This is a genomic window from Streptomonospora arabica (assembly GCF_039531585.1).
GTDB lineage: Bacteria > Actinomycetota > Actinomycetes > Streptosporangiales > Streptosporangiaceae > Streptomonospora > Streptomonospora halophila.
In genome coordinates this window covers 1-18,752 of sequence record NZ_BAAAQI010000003.1, presented here as the reverse complement: position 1 = coordinate 18,752, position 18,752 = coordinate 1, and the positions used below count along the sequence as shown (strand labels likewise).

The following is an 18,752-nucleotide window of genomic DNA, read 5'->3' as shown; positions in this document are numbered from 1 at the left end:
CCAGTCAACGAACGCCCGTGCGCAACGGCGGGGACGAAGAGGGTGGCAGCCGAATGAGGAACCGCAGGAGCAGGCGCGGGCGCATCCGCCCCTACACCTTCACCGGCGGTCGCACGCGCTCCCGCCACCCGCTGCTGGTGCAGACACTCGTCTCCGCTGCCGACGCGGGCACCGAGACCCCGTCCAACCTGCCTCCCGAGGCACAGCGCATCTACGAGATGTGCCGCGAGACGCGCTCGGTCGCCGAGCTCTCCGCGGCGCTGAAGATTCCGTTGGGTGTAACGCAGGTCCTGCTCAGCGATCTCGCCGACCAGGAGCTCGTCTACATCCACCCAACAATCACCGGCCACAGCCCGTCGGAAAACCAAGTTCTTGAAAGGGCGCTTCGTGGACTCGAACGTCTCTTCCAGTAGCTCCAGCGCAACGGGTCGGTCGCTCGTCTCCGCCAAGGTGGTCGTCGCCGGCGGATTCGGTGCGGGAAAGACCACGCTGGTCGGCTCGGTATCGGAGATCCCCCCGGTCTCGACCGAGGCCGTCATGACCGAAGCAAGCGAGAAGCACGACGACCTCTCCTCCACTCCGGAGAAGGTCACCACCACAGTGGCCATGGACTTCGGCCGACTGACCCTCGAACAAGAGCTGATCATGTACATGTTCGGCACGCCGGGTCAGGCGCGGTTCTGGTTCATGTGGAACGACATCGTCCGCGGCGCCATCGGTGCGGTCATCGTCGTCGACTCCCGCCGGCTGGCGGACTGCTTCGACGCGATCGACTACTTCGAGACGACGCAGGGCGTGCCCTACATCGTCGCCGTCAACCGGTTCGACGACGACCTGCCCTACACCGTCGACCAGATCCGCGAGGCGCTGGAGATCGCCCCGCACGTGCCGATCGTCGACTTCGACGCCCGCGACCGCAACTCGGCGGGCAACGTTTTGAAGATCCTCCTCCGGTACGCGCTCGAGCGTCCGGGCCAACCCGACGCCGCGGCCTAGTCCGCGGAAACCCGATGCGAACGGCCGGGCCGCCGCACCCCCGCTGAGCGGGACGCGGCGTCCCGGCCGTCGCGGTCCGGCGCCGCTCCGGCCGCCCCGCGGCTCAGCCGACGATCGGGCGCTCCTCGGGCAGTTCGTATCGGCGGCCCGTGGTGCGCAGCGCCAGCGCGGTGGCCAGCGTGATCGGTCCGAGCCGGCCCACGAACATCAGCAGCGTGATCAGCAGGTGGCCCAGCGTGGGGAGTTCGGCCGTGATGCCGGTGGACAGACCCACCGTGCCGAACGCCGACACCGTCTCGAACAGGACCTGGTCCAGACTGAACCGGGTCGTGGACAGCAGGATGAGCGTGCAGACCATGACGCCGCCGATGCTCAGCAGCGCGACGGCAAGCGCCTGCTGCTGCGCGCCGGTATCCAGGCGGCGCCCCATCACGTGCACGCTGGGCTCGCCGCGCACGATCGCCCAGAGCACGAAGCCCACCAGGGCGAAGGTGGTCACCTTGATGCCGCCGGCGGTGCCGGCGCTGCCGCCCCCGATGAACATCAGCACATCGGTCACCAGCAGGGTGGAGGGCCGCATCTCGCCGACGTCCAGGCTGTTGAACCCGGCGGTGCGCGGCATGACGCCGTGGAAGAAGCCGTTGAGCAGCTTTCCGGCGGTGGTGTAGGTGCCCAGCGTCGCGGGGTTGCGCCACTCCAGCAGAGTGATCAGCGCCGTTCCCGCCGCGAGCAGCAGGACGGTCGTCCCGGCGGTGATCTTGAAGTGCAGCGACCACTGGCGCCGGCCGCTGTGCCGCGCGTGCCGCCACAGCTCGAACCACACGGGGAACCCGAGTCCGCCGGCGATGACCGCGAGGGCGACGGGCACCAGGATCCACGGGTCGGACTCGAAGCGGACTAGGCTGTCGGTGTAGAGCGCGAAGCCGGCGTTGTTGAACGCCGAGACCGCGTGGAACACGCCGTACTCCAGCGCCCGCGGCCAGGAGTAGCCGTGGTGCAGGGCCAGGCGCAGCACCAGGACGAGCGCGAGGACCGCCTCGACGCTGACACTGACCAGAAAGACACCCTGCACGACGCGGCGCACCTCGCCGATCGACAGCGACTTGGTCTCCATCTGGGCGCTGAGCTGCATGCGCAGTCCGAAGCGGTGGGCCAGGAGCAGGACCACGACCGAGACCAGGGCCATGATGCCGAAGCCGCCGATCTGGATCAGTGCGCCGATGACCACGATGCCCAGGCCCGACCAGTAGGAGGCGGTGTCGAGGACGATCAGCCCGGTCACGCACACCGCGGAGGTGGCGGTGAACAGCGCGTTCTCGAACCCGGTGGCGGTGCCCTCGCGGGAGGCCCACGGTGTCATCAGCACCGCCGTGCCCGCGAGGACCACGGCGGCGAAGCTGCCCACCACGATCACCGACGGGTGTTGGAGGCGCACCAGCAGTCCGCGAAGCGGGCGCCATCCGTCGAACCGGCTCCGGGCGAAAGCCATTTTGCGCCGGGCGATGCTGCCGAGGTTCTGCCGCACAGCCCTACGCCGTCCCGAGTCGAAGGCATCCGTTGGTCACGAGTTCCGCAGTCTATCCCGCGCCCCCTCGCCCACCCCTGCGGCTCGGCGCCCCCCGCCCCATCGACCCCACGCCCGCCCGCGGGGCGCGCCGCGAGGCGGGGAGCCGGGTTTGGGGGTTGTGTGACGTAGATCACATATGCGGCGTGCGGAGACGGGTGGGCGGCCGGGCGGCCTGGAAACTCAGCTCGTCCTCGGCTCGAAGCGGCCCGGCCGCGCGCTCGCGCGGTTGCGGGCGGGGCCGGTACCGGGTAGCCGGGGAAAAGGAAAACCAGCGGGCGCAGGTGCGTCTCCGCTGGTCATCGGTGAGAGCCGGTGCTCTCGGTGCGGTGCCCCCTGGAGGATTCGAACCTCCGCACACGGCTCCGGAGGCCGTTGCTCTATCCCCTGAGCTAAGGGGGCGCTTTGCGAGATCAAGAATAGCAGGCGCCGAGGGGTGGATCGCGCAATGTCCGCGGGCTTGGCGGATCGCCAGCGGAGGCGGGGGGCGGAGCGTTATTCTCGCGCCCGTGGGTGATGCTCTGGCACGGGTACTGGTGGTCGACGACAACGAGGTGATCAGGCAGCTGATCGCCGTCAACCTGCAGCTCGAAGGCTTCGAGGTGCACACCGCTGTTGACGGCGAGGACTGCCTCGCCCGTGTGGGCGAGGTCCAGCCCGACGTGATCACCCTGGACATCATGATGCCCAGGCTCGACGGATGGGTGACGGCCTCGCGCCTGCGCGAGGACGCGGCCACGCGCGGCATGCGCGTCCTGCTGATCACCGCCCGCGCGCAGGAGGACGACGTGCGCCGCGGGAAGGAGATCGGCGTCGACGCCTACCTGACCAAGCCCTTCGACCCCACGGAGCTCATCCGCCTGGTCCGCGAGCTCGCGGCGGGCAACCGGGCCGAGCGGGCCGGCTGATCCGTGGCCGCCGACCGTCCCGAGGGACCGGGCCTGTGGTGGCGACCGGACGGCGCCGCCCCGTGGCGTGTGGACGCCTTGCTGCGCGGCGCCGTGGCCCGGGCGGCGGCATGCCCGCCGGAGGACGTCCCCCCGGCCGAGCCGCGGCGCGGCGCACCGCCGGGGTCCTTTCGCTGCTCGACCGCGCTGCCGCTGCGGACCGCCCGCCCGCTCGGGCTGAACGTGTCCCGGCTGGCCGAGCGCGCGGTCGCGTCGCTGCTCGACTGCCCCGGGGTCGCCGACGCCGGGGTCGAGCGGGGCGGGTTCGTCGCCCTCGACGCGACCCCCGAGGCGCGCGCCGCGATGGTGCGCGCCGCGGCCGCCGACGGCGACCGGTTCCTGCGCGGCTACCTGCACTACCTGGAGGGCATCGGCCACCTCGGCGACCCCCCCGGCCCGGACCGCGCAGGTGCCGCGCCCTCCGCCCCTTCGCCCACCGTCGCCGCGGCAGCGGGCGAGCGGCACTCCGTCGAACCGCTCGACGAGGCCGCCGGCGTCGAGGACCTCCGCCGCCTGGCGCGCGGCGACGCCCTCCGGCGGATGCGCGCCGCCTCCCGGACCGGTCCGGGAGGCGGCGGCGGGACCGCGCCCGCCCGCGACGTCTCCTGGCGCGACCCCCGGATCGACGGCGGGGGAGGCGCGGCGACCCCCGCTGCACGGCTGCTCGCTGCCGTCGGCGAGGCGAGCGCGCGCGTCGCCTTCTGCCGCTCGGCCGCCGACCGGCCGCGACCGGGCGAGGAGACCGGGCCGGGCCTGCCCGCGGTGCCGACCGCCGAGCATCCCGGAGCCTGGGCGCTCGGCACCGCGGCCAACCCCGCCTTCGCCGTCCGCTACGCCCACGCCCACGCCGCCTCGACCCTGCGCTGGGCGCGGGAGGCGCACGAGGCCCGCGCGGCGCGGGCGCCCGAGGCCCGCGGATCCTCCGATCCGGCCGGGGAACGCGCCGGCGCCGCCCTCGCCGCCGCTCTGCAGGCGCCCGCCGCCGCCGAGCTCGCCGGGGCGCTGTACGACGGACCCCTGGTGCTCCACGCGGCGCGGAGACGTAGCGAACCCCATATGCTGGTCAGATACCTCGAAGGTCTCGCGGCTGCCTACCATGATTGGCGGGGTTCCTGCGGCGGACTGATCGTCGAGGCCGCCGGCGGCCCCGCGGATGGGGAACCCGTGTCCGCGTTCGGTCGGCTGCGGCTGTGCGCCGCGGCGGCCGAGGTCCTGAGCGCGGGCCTGTCCCTGCTCGGCGTGTCCGCGCCCACAAGGCTGTGAGCACTCCGAAGGCGAGAACCGCCCGCACCCGCTCCGGTCCCCGGGGACGCCCCTTCAACGCCACGGCAGCGGGGGCGGTGCGGGCGCTTCGGCCCGACCGGGACGCCCGCCGACCGTGCCCGCAGCGCCGCGGGCCGGCCCGAGGATCGGCACCCGACGCCGACGCCGGGGGCACGCCTGCCGCTCGCACGCCGGTCCCCGCGCCCCGCACCACACCCGGTTCGGCCGGTCCCGACCACGCCGGACCGCCCCGGACCGGCCGGCACGAACACCCGCCCACACGTCGAGAGTGCACACTGATGAGCCGTTACGCCCACCCCGCGGGTCCGCGCCACGCGGAGGTGCTGCCCGAGGAGAACCCCCCGAGCCCGCCGCGCGACCTGGCGCGCCTGGACCCGCGCGTGTGGCCCGCCACCGCCGGGCGCGGCGGCGCCGACGGCGAGCTGGCCGTCGGGGGCGTGGGCGTGCGCCGGCTGGCCGCCGAGTACGGCACGCCGCTGTTCGTGCTCGACGAGGAGGACTTCCGCCGCCGCGCCCGCGCCTACCGCGAGGCCTTCAGCGACGCCGAGGCCGACGTCTACTACGCGGGCAAGGCGCTGCTCACCAAGGCCCTCGTCCGCTGGGTGCACGAGGAAGGGCTCAAGCTCGACGTGTGCAGCGGCGGCGAGCTGACCGTCGCCCTTGCCGGGGGCATGCCGCCCGAGCGCATCGGCATGCACGGCAACAACAAGTCCGAGGCCGAGCTGGCCCGCGCCGTCGAGGCCGGGGTCGGGCGCATCATCGTCGACTCCTTCGAGGAGATCGAGCGCCTGGAGCGCATCTCCGCCGAGCGCGGCCGCGTCCCCAAGGTACTGGTGCGCGTGACCACCGGCGTCGAGGCCCACACGCACGAGTTCGTCGCCACCGCCCACGACGACCAGAAGTTCGGCCTCGCGCTGAGCACCGGCGCCGCGGCCGAGGCGGTCCGGCGGGTCCTGGCCTGCGAGCACGTCGAGCTGGTCGGCCTGCACTCGCACATCGGATCGCAGATCTTCGACACGGCCGGGTTCGAGGTGGCCGCGCGCCGCGTCACCGAGTTCCTCACCCGCGTCCACCGCGAGACCGGCGCCGAGCTGGCCGAGCTGGACCTGGGCGGCGGCCTGGGCATCGCCTACGTCTCCGACGACACCCCGCTGGAGCCCGAGGCGATCGCCAAGAGCCTGCTGAGCATCGTGCAGCGCGAGTGCGACTCCCACGGCCTGCCGATGCCGCGCATCGCGGTCGAGCCGGGCCGCGCCCTCTCGGGGCCGGCCGGGATCACGGTCTACGAGGTCGGCACGGTCAAGGACGTCGAGGGCATCCGCACCTACGTCAGCGTCGACGGCGGCATGAGCGACAACATCCGCACCGCGCTCTACGGCGCCGAGTACACCTGCGCGCTCGTCTCGCGCGCCGGCGGCGCCGAGCCGGTGCTCTCCCGCCTGGTCGGCAAGCACTGCGAGAGCGGCGACATCATCGTGCACGACCTCTACCTGCCCTCCGACGTGCGCCCCGGCGACCTCGTCGCCGTCGCCGCGACCGGCGCCTACTGCTTCTCGATGGCCAGCAACTACAACCACCTTCCCCGCCCCGCCCTGGTCGCGGTGCGCGAGGGCGTCCCGCGCACGCTGGTTCGCCGGGAGACCGAGGAGGACCTCCTCCGCTTGGACGTAGGCTGACTTGCGCGCCTCCGGCGGCGGACGAAGTGGACGGCACGACGTGACAGAAGTGGGAGTCACTCCTCTTATGGCGATGAAGGTGGCGCTGCTGGGATGCGGCGTTGTGGGTGCGGAAGTGGTGCGGCTGGTCGACCAGCAGGCGTCCGAACTCGCCGCACGGGTGGGAACACCCCTGGAGATCGGCGGGATCGCCGTGCGGCGCCTGGGGCGCGACCGCGGCACCGGAGTCGACCCCCAGCTGTTCACCACCGACGCCACGGAGCTGGTGACACGGCCCGACATCGACCTCGTAATCGAGGTCATCGGCGGAATCGAGCCCGCCCGCTCGCTGATCCTGGAGGCGGTCAAGGCCGGCAAGTCCGTGGTCACCGCCAACAAGGCGCTGCTGGCCGAGGACGGTGCGACGCTGCTGAGCGCCGCGCGCGAGGCCGGCGTCGACATCTACTACGAGGCCGCGGTCGCCGGGGCCATACCGCTGCTGCGCCCGCTGCGCGACTCGCTGGCCGGCGACCGGGTCAACCGGGTGCTGGGCATCGTCAACGGCACCACCAACTTCATCCTGGACCGGATGGACAGCCAGGGGGCCGGGTTCGCCGAGTCGCTGGAAGAGGCGCAGACGCTCGGTTACGCCGAGGCCGACCCCACCGCCGACGTCGAGGGGTTCGACGCGGCCGCCAAGGCGGCGATCCTGGCCCGGCTCGCGTTCCACACCCAGCACGTCACAGCGGCCGACGTGCACCGCGAGGGCATCACCGAGGTCTCGGCCGGCGACATCGCCAGCGCCAGGGAGATGGGCTGCGTGGTCAAGCTGCTGGCGATCTGCCAGCGCACCCCCGACGGCGACTCGGTGGGTGTGCGCGTCCACCCCGTGATGCTGCCGCGCGAGCACCCGCTCGCCGCGGTCACCGAGGCCTACAACGCCGTGTTCGTCGAGGCGGAGTCGGCCGGCCGGCTGATGTTCTACGGCCCCGGCGCCGGGGGGGTGCCCACCGCCGGCGCCGTGCTGGGCGACCTGGTCGCGGTGGCGCGCAACCGGCTCGCCGGGACCTCCGCGGGTGAGGGCGGCCACGACACCGGGCTGCCGGTGCACCCCATGGGCGAGACGGTCACGCGGTACCACATCTCGCTGGACGTCGCCGACCGCCCCGGCGTGCTCGCCCGCGTCGCCGAGGTCTTCTCCGAGATGGGCGTGTCCATCAAGAACGTGCGCCAGGAGGGCTCCGGCGAGGACGCGCAGTTGGTGCTGGTCAGCCACATCGCGCCCGACTCCGCCTTGGCCGAGACCGTCGAGCGGCTGCGCGGGCTGGACATGGTGCGGTCGGTGGCCAGCGTGATGCGCGTCGAAGCGTTCTCCGAGGACGCGTGACGCCCGCGGGCGCGGCGGCGCCCGGACGGGCGCGCACCGCGCGAAAACACCGTCCCAACTGCTGAGACGAGGGACGCGGGATGCACGCGCCACGCCTTTCGGGCTCTAGACTCGGAGGCGGATACACGGCCGCGCGGGGGCGCCCGTCGGCGTCCGCCGCAACTGCCGCGCACATCCGCCGGGGCACGCCGCGCGAGCGGGCGTGCTCCCATCCGCGGCACGGCCGCTTTGCGAATACGCTTTTCCATCCGTTCCTTTTCGAAAGGGCCCTGTCGTGAGCATGGCACGGGCATGGCGGGGGGTCGTCGAGGAGTACCGCGACCATCTCCCGGTCACTGCGAACACCTCGGTCGTCACCCTGCTGGAGGGCGGAACCCCCCTGGTTCCCGCCGCACGCGTCTCCGAGCTGACGGGGTGCGAGGTGTTCCTCAAGGTCGAGGGCCTCAATCCCACCGGGTCCTTCAAGGACCGCGGCATGACGATGGCGATCACCAAGGCCGCCGAGGAGGGCGCCAAGGCCGTCATCTGCGCGTCGACCGGCAACACCAGCGCCAGTGCCGCCGCCTATGCCGTGCGCGCCGGGATGACGTGCGCGGTGCTGGTGCCCCAGGGCAAGATCGCCATGGGCAAGCTCGCCCAGGCGCTGGTGCACGGCGCCAAGCTGCTGCAGGTCGACGGCAACTTCGACGACTGCCTGGAGCTCGCCCGCAAACTGTCGGTGGACTACCCGGTCGCGCTGGTGAACTCGGTGAACCCCTACCGGCTGCAGGGCCAGAAGACCGCGGCCTTCGAGATCGTCGACGCGCTGGGCGACGCGCCCGCGGTGCACTGCCTGCCGGTGGGCAACGCCGGCAACATCAGCGCCTACTGGATGGGCTACAGCGAGTACGCCGACTCCGGGGCAGCCACCTCCGCCCCGCGCATGTTCGGCTTCCAGGCCAGCGGGTCGGCCCCGATCGTCTCGGGCGCTCCCGTCGAGCAGCCGCGCACCATCGCCACCGCCATCCGCATCGGCAACCCGGCCTCCTGGCTCTACGCCGAGCGGGCGCGCGACGAGTCCGGCGGGCGCATCGACTCGGTCACCGACCGCAAGATCCTGGCCGCCTACCGGATGCTGGCCGCCGAGGAGGGCGTGTTCGTCGAGCTGGCCTCGGCCGCGAGCGTCGCGGGGCTCATCCAGTCGGTCGAGGCGGGCCACATCGCGCGCGGCACCCGCGTGGTGTGCACGGTGACCGGCAACGGCCTCAAGGACCCCGACTGGGCGCTGGCCGGTGCCTCCACCGCCACGACGGTGCCCGTCGACGCGCACGCGGCGGCCTCGGCCCTCGGCCTGGCCTGAGCCGGCGCGGCTCCGCCCGCCGCGGACCGCGGCCGCAACGGCCGCGACGCGCCCCCACGAGACCCCCGACCCACGGAAGAGCGTACGCATGCTCCAGACGCGCCCCACCGGGGTGCACGTCCGCACCCCCGCCACCTGCGCGAACCTCGGTCCCGGATTCGACGCGCTCGGGCTCGCCCTGCGCCTCTACGACGAGGCCGACGTCCGCCTGACCGATGACGGCCGGCTGGTGGTCGACGTCGAGGGCGAGGGCGCGGCCGACGTGCCGCGCGACGGCACCCACCTCGTGGTGCGGGCGATGCGGGCGGTCTTCGATGAGGCGGGGGAGCCGCTGCCCGGACTTCACCTGCGCTGCACCAACCGCATTCCGCACGGGCGCGGACTGGGCTCGTCGGCCGCGGCCATCGTCACGGGCGTGTGCGCGGCGACCGCGCTGCTCAGCGGCGCGGACCCGGCGCTGGGGCGCCTGGACCGCGACCGCGTGTTCCGGCTGGCCGCCGAAATCGAGGGACACCCCGACAACGTGGCGCCGTGCGTCTACGGCGGGTTCACCGTCGCCTGGCGCGGCGCCGGGGAGTGGCGCGCGACGGGGGTGGCGCCGTCGGCGCGCCTGCGGCCCGTGGTGTGCGTGCCCGAGGACCGGCTCTCCACCGAGGAGGCGCGCGGTCTGCTGCCCGACACGGTGCCCCACGCCGACGCGGCGTTCACGGCGGGGCGCGCCGCGCTGCTGGTGGCGGCCGTTTCCGGCCACCCCGAGTTGCTGCTGGACGCCACCGAGGACCGGCTGCACGAGCAGTACCGGCGCCCGGCGATGCCCGAGACTCTGCGCATCGCCCGTGAGCTGCGTGAACTCGACGGGCTCGCGGCGGTGGTCTCCGGGGCCGGGCCCACCGTCCTCGTGCTGGTCGACGGGGGGCCCGACGCACACGGCCCCGCATCGCCGGAAGCGGCGGATGTCCCGCAAATCAGTGACGACCTGGTTGATTCGATTCGGCACCGGACGGGTAAGCATTGGCACATACGCCCCTTAGCCATCGATCCGGCAGGAGCGTGGATCGAAACTCCCCGTTCATAGACCTGTGTCAAGGAATAGCTGTGGGCTCCGGTGATGTTAGGCTGGGTGAAGCACCAGATGCCCCGATGCGGGGCGTGTGCTCATCCGCCACAGTGTTTTCCGCGTCCAAGGTGTACGTGGTCTTGGCCATGCGATCACTGCGCACGGTTACCACTGTGTTGAGTTCGCGGCGCACCCGTGAATCCGTCCACCCTGACTGTGTCGCCGGCTCGCCCGACGAGGGCGGCAGAACGGGTCACGGGCGGCACTACCGGACTCATCGCCCTCACGCCTGGCTGTACCCAGAGCCCGCCGCGATCGGGTAGGGGATCGACGGTTCCCGACACATCCGCGTGGGGCATGCCCGACCCGGCCCCCGCCGGTTCGCACCACCGGGCCGGCCGTTAGCGACACGATGACGGCCTGAGCCCGCTCCTTGGGAAGGACCCTTAGTGAGCGACACCACCGAACTCCACACGGACGCGGCGGTCAGCAAGCAGCAAGAGACGACCGCGTCCGCTGCGGACGCCGGCGACGCCGCGACCTCGTCCAGAAAGAGCACGTCGTCCCGGTCGCGGTCCGGCGGAACCGGGCTGTCGGCGCTGAAGCTGACCGAACTCCAGCGCCTGGCGTCGAGTCTCGGTATCACGGGCACGGGGCGGATGCGCAAGAACGACATCATCGCCGCCATCGAGGCGAAGCAGGGCGGCCCGGTCTCGGCGCCGCAGGCCGACGGCTCGGCCAAGCCGGCCGCGGACCGTCCTGACCAGAGCGCCGGGCAGCAGGGCGGCGCCACCACCGGGCAGCAGGCTGCCGCGCAGCCCGCCCCCGAGCAGCAGGACAACAGGCAGGACGCAGGGCAGAGCGCCCCCGCGGCCAAGGCCGAATCGGGCGGGCGCGGCTCCGAGTCCGCGCAGGCCGACCGCTCCGAGAAGACGGCCCGCAGCCGCCGGTCCCCGCGCAAGCGCGGTGAGGACTCCGCAGACCAGAACCGGCACTCGGACGGTACCGATCCCTCTACCCCCGCGAGCAGCGTGACGAAGACATCCAATTCCCAGAAGACCGACTCCCAGGGCGGCCAGTCCGGGCAGGGCGGCGGCCAAGGCGGCCAGCAGGGCGGCGGTCGCGAGCGCCAGCGCAACCGGCGCAACCGCGGCAACCGCGACGACTCCGGCGGCGACGGCCAGCAGCAGAGCCAGGACGGCGGCCAGCAGCAGGGCGGTAACAACCGCGGCGGCGGCGGAGGCGGAGGCGACGACGACTTCGCCGGCGGGCGCCGGCGCGGGCGCCGCCGGGACCGCCGCGACCGGCGCCGCGACCGCCAGGACCCCGAGCCCGTGATCAGCGACGACGACGTGCTGCTTCCGGTCGCCGGAATACTGGACATCCTGGACAACTACGCGTTCGTCCGCACCACCGGCTACCTGCCCGGCGCCAACGACGTCTACGTCTCCCTGGCCCAGGTGCGCAAGAACGGTCTGCGCAAGGGCGACGCCATCACCGGCGCGGTGCGCCAGCCGCGCGAGGGCGAGCGCCGCGAGAAGTTCAACGCGCTGGTGCGCCTGGACACCATCAACGGGATGACCCCGGAGCAGGCGCGCAACCGCCCGGAGTTCTCCAAACTGGTGCCGCTGTACCCGCAGGACCGCCTGCGGCTCGAAACCGAGCCCGGCATCCTGACCACGCGGATCATCGACCTCGTGGCGCCCATCGGCAAGGGCCAGCGCGGCCTCATCGTCTCGCCGCCCAAGGCCGGCAAGACCATGGTGCTGCAGTCGATCGCCAACGCGATCACCGAGAACAACCCGGAGACCCATCTGATGGTCGTACTCGTCGACGAGCGGCCGGAAGAGGTCACCGACATGCAGCGCACGGTTAAGGGCGAGGTCATCCACTCGACCTTCGACCGCCCGGCCGAGGACCACACCACCGTCGCCGAGCTCGCCATCGACCGCGCCAAGCGCCTGGTCGAGATGGGCCTGGACGTGGTGGTGCTGCTCGACTCCATCACCCGGCTCGGCCGCGCCTACAACCTCGCCGCGCCGGCGAGCGGGCGCATCCTCTCCGGCGGTGTCGACTCCACGGCGCTGTACCCGCCCAAGCGGTTCTTCGGCGCCGCCCGCAACATCGAGAACGGCGGCTCGCTGACGATCCTGGCCACCGCGCTGGTCGACACCGGCTCGCGGATGGACGAGGTCATCTTCGAGGAGTTCAAGGGCACCGGCAACATGGAGCTCAAGCTCAACCGGTCCCTGTCGGACAAGCGGATCTTCCCCGCGGTCGACGTCGTCTCCTCCAGCACCCGCAAGGAGGAGATCCTGATGTCGGGCGAGGAGCTCAACATCATCTGGAAGCTCCGCCGCGTGCTGCACGCCCTCGACATCCAGCAGGCGCTGGAGCTGCTGCTGGAGCGGATGAAGGAAACCAAGAGCAACACCGAGTTCCTCCTGCAGGTGCAGAAGACCACGGTGGGCGGACCCAACGAGCACTGACGGTGCGCGGCGGCCCGCAACCGGCCGCCGCGCACCGTCGCACGTGTGAGCGCGGCGCCGCGTCCCGGGCCGGGACGCGGCGCCGCGCTTTTTCGCGCCCGCTCGGGGCCGCCGCGGACGTCGGACGCTCCTGCGTACTCCTCCCCGCCCGAGCGTCCGCCGCAGGCGCGCGGAGCCCGCCCGGTGCGGGCGTGTATCCGCTGTGAATCCGTGTGATCCGGATGACCTGTGGATGTGCGGATTCCGCGGACTTTCGGCCTTTACCCGATGGGATCATGTGATCTAAGGTTCACGGCGTACGGCGCGTACTGCATACCGTGTACTACTCCACCCCCGGGAGTGAAGCGGATGGACAGCCTCCCCGTCCTCAGCCTGTTCGCCATCGCGCCGATCCTGGTGGTCGGCGTCCTGCTCGTCGGATTCCGCCTACCCGCCAAGTACGCGATGCCCGCCGGCTACGCCGTGGTCGTGCTCGTCGCCCTGACCGTGTGGCAGATCGAGTGGACCGCGGTGGCCGCCTCCACGGTGCAGGGCCTCATCCTCGCCGTCGGACTCCTCTACATCATCTTCGGCGCCCTCCTGCTGCTGGCCACGCTCACCAAGAGCGGGGCCATCCACACGATCCGCGCCACCTTCACCGGCATCAGCGCCGACCGCCGCGTCCAGGCGATCATCATCGGCTGGCTCTTCGGCAGCTTCATCGAGGGCGCCTCGGGATTCGGCACCCCCGCCGCCATCGTCGCCCCGCTGCTGCTGGCGCTGGGCTTTCCCGCGATGGCGGCCGTCATGGTCGGCCTGGTCATCCAGAGCACACCGGTCAGCTTCGGCGCCGTGGGAACTCCCATCCTGGTCGGCGTCGACGGCGGGCTCGCCGGCTCGGAGGCGGTGCAGCAGCGGGCGCAGGAGCTGGGGCTGGCCGTGCCCGAGCTCGTCGAGCGCATCGGGCTGCAGACCGCGATCGTGCACGGCATCACCGGCACGCTCATCCCGCTCTTCCTGTGCTGCCTGCTCTGCGGCTTCTACGGCGAGCGCCGCCGCTTCGCCGACGGCCTGCAGGTCTGGCCCTTCGCCCTGTTCGCCGCCTTCTCCATGACCATCCCCTCCGTGCTCTACAACGCCTTCCTCGGTGTGGAGTTCACGTCGCTGCTGGGCGGCCTCACCGGGCTGCTGATCGTGGTCGCCGCCGCCCGCCGCGGCTTCCTGCTGCCCAAGACCACCTGGGACTTCGGGCCGCGCGAGAGCTGGCCGGCCCGCTGGACCGGCCGGCTCAGCCCCGGCGACGGCGACGGTCCCGAAACCTCCGGCGGAGGCGCGCCGTCCATCGGGCTGCTGCGCGCGTGGTCGCCCTACCTGCTGGTCGCGGGGGTCCTGGTGGCCACCCGGGTGCTGCCCGGTGTGCCGGAGTGGCTGCAGTCGTTCGAGCTGGGCGCGAGCGAGCTGTTCGGCACGTCGATCGGCGACGCCGTGCAGCCGCTGTACTCGCCCGGTGCGGTCTTCATCCTGGCGTGCCTGGTCACCTACGCGCTGCACCGGATGAGCGGCACCCAGATCGCCGCGTCCTGGCGCATGGCCGGGGGCCAGCTCGCCGGCGCCGCGGTGGCCCTGCTGTTCGCGGTCCCGCTGGTGCGGGTCTTCATCAACTCCGGGTCGGAGTTCAGCGCCGGTGGACTGGACAGCATGCCGCTCACCCTGGCGCAGGGCGCGGCGGCCGCCGCGGGCGGCTCCTGGCCGATCCTCGCCCCGTGGATCGGCGCGCTCGGCGCGTTCGTCGCCGGTAGCAACACCGTCTCCAACCTGATGTTCTCGCTGTTCCAGTTCTCCACCGGCGAGCACATCGGTGTGGCGCCCGAGACCGTGGTGGCCGGGCAGGCGGTCGGCGGCGCCGCCGGGAACATGATCACCGTGCACAACGTCGTCGCGGCGTCGGCGGTCGTCGGCCTGGTCGGGCGCGAAGGGGACCTGATCCGCCAGACCTTCATCCCGATGACCTACTACCTGCTGACGGCAGGCGCGCTGACCTACCTGATGGCCTACGGCCTGAGCCTCAACGCGGGGCTGCTGATGCTCGCGCTGATCCTGGGCGCTCTGGCGGCCCTGGTGGTGCTGATCCGGCGCACGCCGCGCGGCGGCGCCCCGGGGCGGGGGCGCACGCCCACCGGCACCGACGTCCGCTGACGCCGGACGAGCCGGGCGGACGCCCCCGTGCATGGGAGGGGCGGGGCGTCCGCCCGCTTTCGCGGCGGTCGGACGCGGCCCCGGCAGCGGCGGCCGCGCGGGCACCGGAGAGGGCGCGCAGGCGCGGGCCGCGAGCGTGCGCCCCGGTGTCCGCGCCGTGGGGAATAGCCGCTGGTCGGTTCTTGTTCGAAGGTCTGGCAAACTGGTATATCGACCGCCGCGGTACCGGTTCACGCCGTCGTAGGCAGCGATGCGGCGCGCAGCAGTGCGCGCCCTGCCCAGTGCGCCCGGCGACCGCCACTAGCGAGGAGATCCACGTGAAAGCCGACATCCACCCCGAGTACGTCGTAACCCAGGTCACCTGCACCTGCGGGAACACCTTCACCACCCGCAGCACCGCATCGACGGGTGAGATCCGGGCCGACATCTGCTCCGCCTGCCACCCGTTCTACACCGGCAAGCAGAAGATCATGGACACCGGCGGCCGGGTCGCCCGCTTCGAGAAGCGCTTCGGCAAGCGCTCCAACAAGTAGCTCCGCAGGCGGCGCCGGAGCGCGCGGTCCCGATTCCGGGCCGCGCGGCCGGCGCCGCTGTTCGTAGGCAGGCCCTCGCGGGCCGCGCGGGCACACCCGCGGCCGGCGGCGTTCGCCGGCCCCGCGCGCCCGACCACCACGCCACCCACGGAAGCTGGATACCAAACGTGAAGCTGGACGACCTCCTGGGCGAGTACTACGAGCTGGAGCAGCAGCTCGCCGACCCGGCCGTGCACGCCGACCAGTCGCAGGCGCGCGCTCTGAGTAAGCGCTACTCCCAGCTCACGCCGATCATCTCCGCCTACCGCGAGCTGACCCGGGTCGAGTCCGACCTCGAAACCGCCAAGGAGCTCTCGGCCGAGGACCCGGCCTTCGCCGACGAGGCCCGGCAGCTGGAGAAGAGCCGCGAGGAGCTCGTCGACCGCCTGCACCACCTGCTCATCCCGCGCGACCCCGCCGACGAGAAGAACCTCATCATGGAGGTCAAGGCCGGCGAGGGCGGCGAGGAGTCCGCGCTCTTCGCGGGCGACCTCGTGCGCATGTACCTGCGCTACGCCGAGCGGCACGGCTGGAAGACCGAGGTCATCGACTCCACGCCCTCCGAGCTCGGCGGCTACAAGGACATCACCATCGCCTTCAAGAACAAGGGCGCGCCCCAGCCCGGCCAGGGCGTGTGGCCCCAGCTGAAGTTCGAGGGCGGCGTGCACCGCGTGCAGCGGGTACCGGTCACCGAGTCCCAGGGGCGCATCCACACCTCGGCCGCCGGCGTCCTCGTGGTGCCCGAGGCGGAGGAGGTCGAGGTCGAGATCAACGACAACGACCTGCGCGTGGACGTCTTCCGCTCCTCGGGCCCCGGCGGCCAGAGCGTCAACACCACCGACTCCGCGGTGCGCATCACCCACGCGCCCACCGGGATAGTGGTGTCCTGCCAGAACGAGAAGAGCCAGCTGCAGAACAAGGAGCAGGCCATGCGCATCCTGCGCTCCCGGCTCCTGGCCGAGGCCCAGGCCAGCGCCGACGCCGAGGCCGCCGCCGAACGCCGGAGCCAGGTGCGCACGGTCGACCGCTCCGAGCGCGTGCGGACCTACAATTTCCCGGAGAACCGCATCTCCGATCACCGTGTCGGCTACAAGGCCTACAACCTCGACCAGGTCCTCGACGGCGACCTGGGCGGTGTCCTGCAGGCGCTCATCGACGCCGACACCAAGGAAAGGCTGGAGCAGGCCGAGTCATGAACTTCCTGCTCGACGAGGTCGCCCGGGCCACGCTGCGGCTGGCCGAAGCGGGCGTCCCCTCGCCCCGCACCGACGCCGAGGAGCTCGCGGCGTTCGTGCACGGCGTTCGTCGAGGACGGCTGCACGAAGTCGCCGACTCCGACTTCGACGCGCTCTACTGGGAGTGCGTCGCCCGCCGCGCCGCGCGGGAGCCGCTCCAACACATCACCGGGCGCGCCTACTTCCGCTACCTGGAACTCCAGGTGGGGCCCGGAGTGTTCGTGCCCAGGCCCGAAACCGAGATCATGGTCGGTTGGGCGATCGACACCCTGCGCGCCATGGACGTGGCCGACCCGCTGGTCGCCGACCTGGGCACCGGTTCGGGCGCCATCGCCATCTCCATCGCCCAGGAGGTCCCGCGCTCGCGCGTGCACGCGGTCGAGTTCGACCCCGACGCGCTGGGCTGGGCCAAGCGCAACATCGACGCCAGCGGCCACGCCGACCGCATCACCGCCCACCAGGCCGACATGCGCTCGGCGCCGGCCGACCTCGACGGGCGGCTGGACCTGGTGATCTCCAACCCGCCCTACGTGCCCACCGCCGAGGCGGCGCTGATACCGCCGGAGGTCGCCAACCACGACCCCGGCCCCGCGCTGTGGGCCGGCGACGACGGCCTGGACGCCATCCGCGACCTGGAGGCGGTGGGGCGCCGGCTGCTGCGGCCGGGCGGGGCCATGGCCCTGGAGCACGGCGACGGCCAGGGCATCGACATCCCGCGGCTCTTCCCCGAGGAGCGGGGATGGCGCGACGTGCGCAACCGCAAGGACCTGGCCCACCGGGACCGGTTCGTGGTCATGCGCAGGGCCGAGGACTGACGGCGGTGCCGGCGGCGCGCTCCGCGGTTCTCACGACGTGACAGGCAGGCGGTCAGCGCGCCCGTCCGGGCGCCGACGAGAGAAGAGGTGACCTCAGGTGAGCCGCAGTTACGACTGCGCCGACGCGCAGGGGCGCAAGGACGGCATCGCCGACGCGGCGTCGAGCGTCCGCCGGGGCGAGCTGGTGGTGCTGCCCACCGACACGGTGTACGGCATCGGCGCCGACGCGTTCAGTCCGGCGGCCGTATCGGCGCTGCTGGACGCCAAGGGCCGCGGCCGCGACATGCCGCCGCCCGTGCTCGTGGGCTCCGTGCGCGCCGCCCAGGCGCTCATCGAGGACCTGGGCAACTACGGCCAGGACCTCATCGAGGAGTTCTGGCCCGGGCCGCTGACCATCGTCTGCGCCGCCGCCCCGAGCCTCTCGTGGGACCTCGGCGACACCAAGGGGACCGTGGCCGTGCGCATGCCGATGCACCCGGTCGCCCTCGAACTGCTGAAGGAGGTCGGCCCCATGGCGGTGAGCAGCGCCAACCTGTCGGGGCACCCGGCCGCCACGACGGCGCAGGAGGCCGAGAAGCAGCTCGGCGACGCCGCCGCGGCCTACCTCGACGGCGGTGCGTGCGAGGACGACGTCCCCTCGACGATCGTCGACCTGACCTACGCCGTTCCGCGCGTACTGCGCGACGGCGCGATCTCCGTGCAGCGACTGCGCGCGGTCTGCGGCACCGTGATCGGCGTACCCAAGCGGCGCTCCACGGCCAGTGGTGAGACGGGCGACGAGGCCGCCCAGGACGGCGCTGAGGAGTCCTCGGGCGCCGAGCCGGGGGAGAGCGCCGGGAGCCCCGAGGCCGGCGCAGACCCGGCGGGAGAGGCCGCTGAGGGCGCAGAGCCGGCCGTGAAGGGCGAAGCGGCGCAGGCCGCTCCCGGGGAGGCGCCCGACGCGCCGCCCGACAAGACCGCGACCGCGGCGCCGGACTCCGGTTCGGCCGCGGCGGGGGAGTCGCCTGAGTGACTGTTGGGTATGCGGGTGATTACGCGGATCGGGTGGCAGGGCGATTGCTCCAGCGTGCGCTCTGACCAGCCAGCCGTGTCGCCATCAGGCGGATCATTGCGATCTTGACCATGGTCTCGGAGTTGCCGGTCAGACGCTCGTAATCACGGGCCAAACGCCGGTTGCGCACCAGCCAGCCGAAAGTCCGCTCGACCACCCACCTGCGCGGCAGCACCTGGAAGCCCT

The 18,752-nt window shown here is 72.5% G+C and carries 16 protein-coding genes and 1 tRNA gene; 14 read left to right on the top strand and 3 right to left on the bottom strand.

Annotation, left to right across the window (positions count from 1 at the left end; all coding sequences use genetic code 11):
• Positions 1-53: 53 nt before the first annotated feature.
• A complete protein-coding gene (locus ABD284_RS06290) occupies positions 54-413 on the top strand; it encodes a DUF742 domain-containing protein (RefSeq protein WP_311544153.1) in 360 nt (119 codons plus the stop codon).
• Positions 388-996, top strand: coding sequence for a GTP-binding protein (locus ABD284_RS06285; protein ID WP_344141523.1), 609 nt, complete (start codon positions 388-390; stop codon positions 994-996). Before ABD284_RS06290 ends, ABD284_RS06285 begins: the two co-directional genes overlap by 26 nt.
• A 103-nt stretch (positions 997-1,099) precedes the next feature.
• On the opposite strand, the gene ABD284_RS06280 is transcribed toward ABD284_RS06285, so the two are convergent.
• Both ABD284_RS06280 and ABD284_RS06275 read right to left on the bottom strand, forming a co-directional pair.
• On the bottom strand, positions 1,100-2,485 hold the full coding sequence (locus tag ABD284_RS06280) for a TrkH family potassium uptake protein (RefSeq protein WP_344141522.1): 1,386 nt from the start codon (positions 2,483-2,485) through the stop codon (positions 1,100-1,102).
• A 405-nt stretch (positions 2,486-2,890) separates the two neighbouring features.
• Positions 2,891-2,962 (bottom strand) — tRNA-Arg (locus ABD284_RS06275).
• A gap of 107 nt (positions 2,963-3,069) precedes the next feature.
• Between ABD284_RS06275 and ABD284_RS06270 the strand changes: the two genes are divergently transcribed.
• The 12 genes from ABD284_RS06270 to ABD284_RS06215 all read left to right on the top strand — a co-directional run bounded on the left by ABD284_RS06270 (position 3,070) and on the right by ABD284_RS06215 (position 18,527).
• Positions 3,070-3,468 (top strand): response regulator transcription factor, encoded by a 399-nt coding sequence (locus tag ABD284_RS06270; protein ID WP_344141521.1) that lies wholly within the window; start codon positions 3,070-3,072, stop codon positions 3,466-3,468.
• 69 nt (positions 3,469-3,537) lie between these two features.
• A complete protein-coding gene (locus ABD284_RS06265) occupies positions 3,538-4,770 on the top strand; it encodes a DALR anticodon-binding domain-containing protein (RefSeq protein WP_344141520.1) in 1,233 nt (410 codons plus the stop codon).
• A gap of 299 nt (positions 4,771-5,069) precedes the next feature.
• A complete protein-coding gene (gene lysA / locus ABD284_RS06260; RefSeq protein ID WP_344141519.1) occupies positions 5,070-6,467 on the top strand; it encodes a diaminopimelate decarboxylase in 1,398 nt (465 codons plus the stop codon).
• A 67-nt stretch (positions 6,468-6,534) separates the two neighbouring features.
• A complete protein-coding gene (locus ABD284_RS06255) occupies positions 6,535-7,833 on the top strand; it encodes a homoserine dehydrogenase (protein ID WP_344141518.1) in 1,299 nt (432 codons plus the stop codon).
• Between the two features lie 280 nt (positions 7,834-8,113).
• Positions 8,114-9,172, top strand: a complete 1,059-nt coding sequence (gene thrC / locus ABD284_RS06250; protein ID WP_344142003.1) for a threonine synthase — start codon at positions 8,114-8,116, stop codon at positions 9,170-9,172.
• An 88-nt stretch (positions 9,173-9,260) separates the two neighbouring features.
• Positions 9,261-10,247 (top strand): homoserine kinase, encoded by a 987-nt coding sequence (thrB, locus tag ABD284_RS06245; RefSeq protein WP_344141517.1) that lies wholly within the window; start codon positions 9,261-9,263, stop codon positions 10,245-10,247.
• 431 nt (positions 10,248-10,678) lie between these two features.
• Positions 10,679-12,718: a transcription termination factor Rho gene (gene rho, locus ABD284_RS06240; RefSeq protein ID WP_344141515.1), complete on the top strand. Its 2,040-nt coding sequence runs from the start codon at positions 10,679-10,681 to the stop codon at positions 12,716-12,718.
• Between the two features lie 348 nt (positions 12,719-13,066).
• Positions 13,067-14,893, top strand: a complete 1,827-nt coding sequence (locus ABD284_RS06235; RefSeq protein ID WP_344141514.1) for an L-lactate permease — start codon at positions 13,067-13,069, stop codon at positions 14,891-14,893.
• A 317-nt stretch (positions 14,894-15,210) separates the two neighbouring features.
• Positions 15,211-15,426: a 50S ribosomal protein L31 gene (gene rpmE / locus ABD284_RS06230; RefSeq protein ID WP_344141513.1), complete on the top strand. Its 216-nt coding sequence runs from the start codon at positions 15,211-15,213 to the stop codon at positions 15,424-15,426.
• A 167-nt stretch (positions 15,427-15,593) separates the two neighbouring features.
• A complete protein-coding gene (gene prfA / locus ABD284_RS06225; RefSeq protein WP_344141512.1) occupies positions 15,594-16,661 on the top strand; it encodes a peptide chain release factor 1 in 1,068 nt (355 codons plus the stop codon).
• The gene (gene prmC / locus ABD284_RS06220) at positions 16,658-17,515 is read left to right on the top strand and encodes a peptide chain release factor N(5)-glutamine methyltransferase (protein ID WP_344141510.1); all 858 of its coding nucleotides are present in this window, start codon (positions 16,658-16,660) and stop codon (positions 17,513-17,515) included. Before prfA ends, prmC begins: the two co-directional genes overlap by 4 nt.
• A 97-nt stretch (positions 17,516-17,612) precedes the next feature.
• Entirely contained in the window at positions 17,613-18,527 is a 915-nt protein-coding gene (locus ABD284_RS06215) for an L-threonylcarbamoyladenylate synthase (RefSeq protein WP_344141509.1), read from the top strand.
• A gap of 19 nt (positions 18,528-18,546) precedes the next feature.
• Here ABD284_RS06215 and ABD284_RS06210 read toward each other — a convergent pair.
• Positions 18,547-18,752 (bottom strand): transposase (locus ABD284_RS06210; RefSeq protein WP_344141507.1); only part of this gene is annotated, 206 nt, incomplete at its 5' end.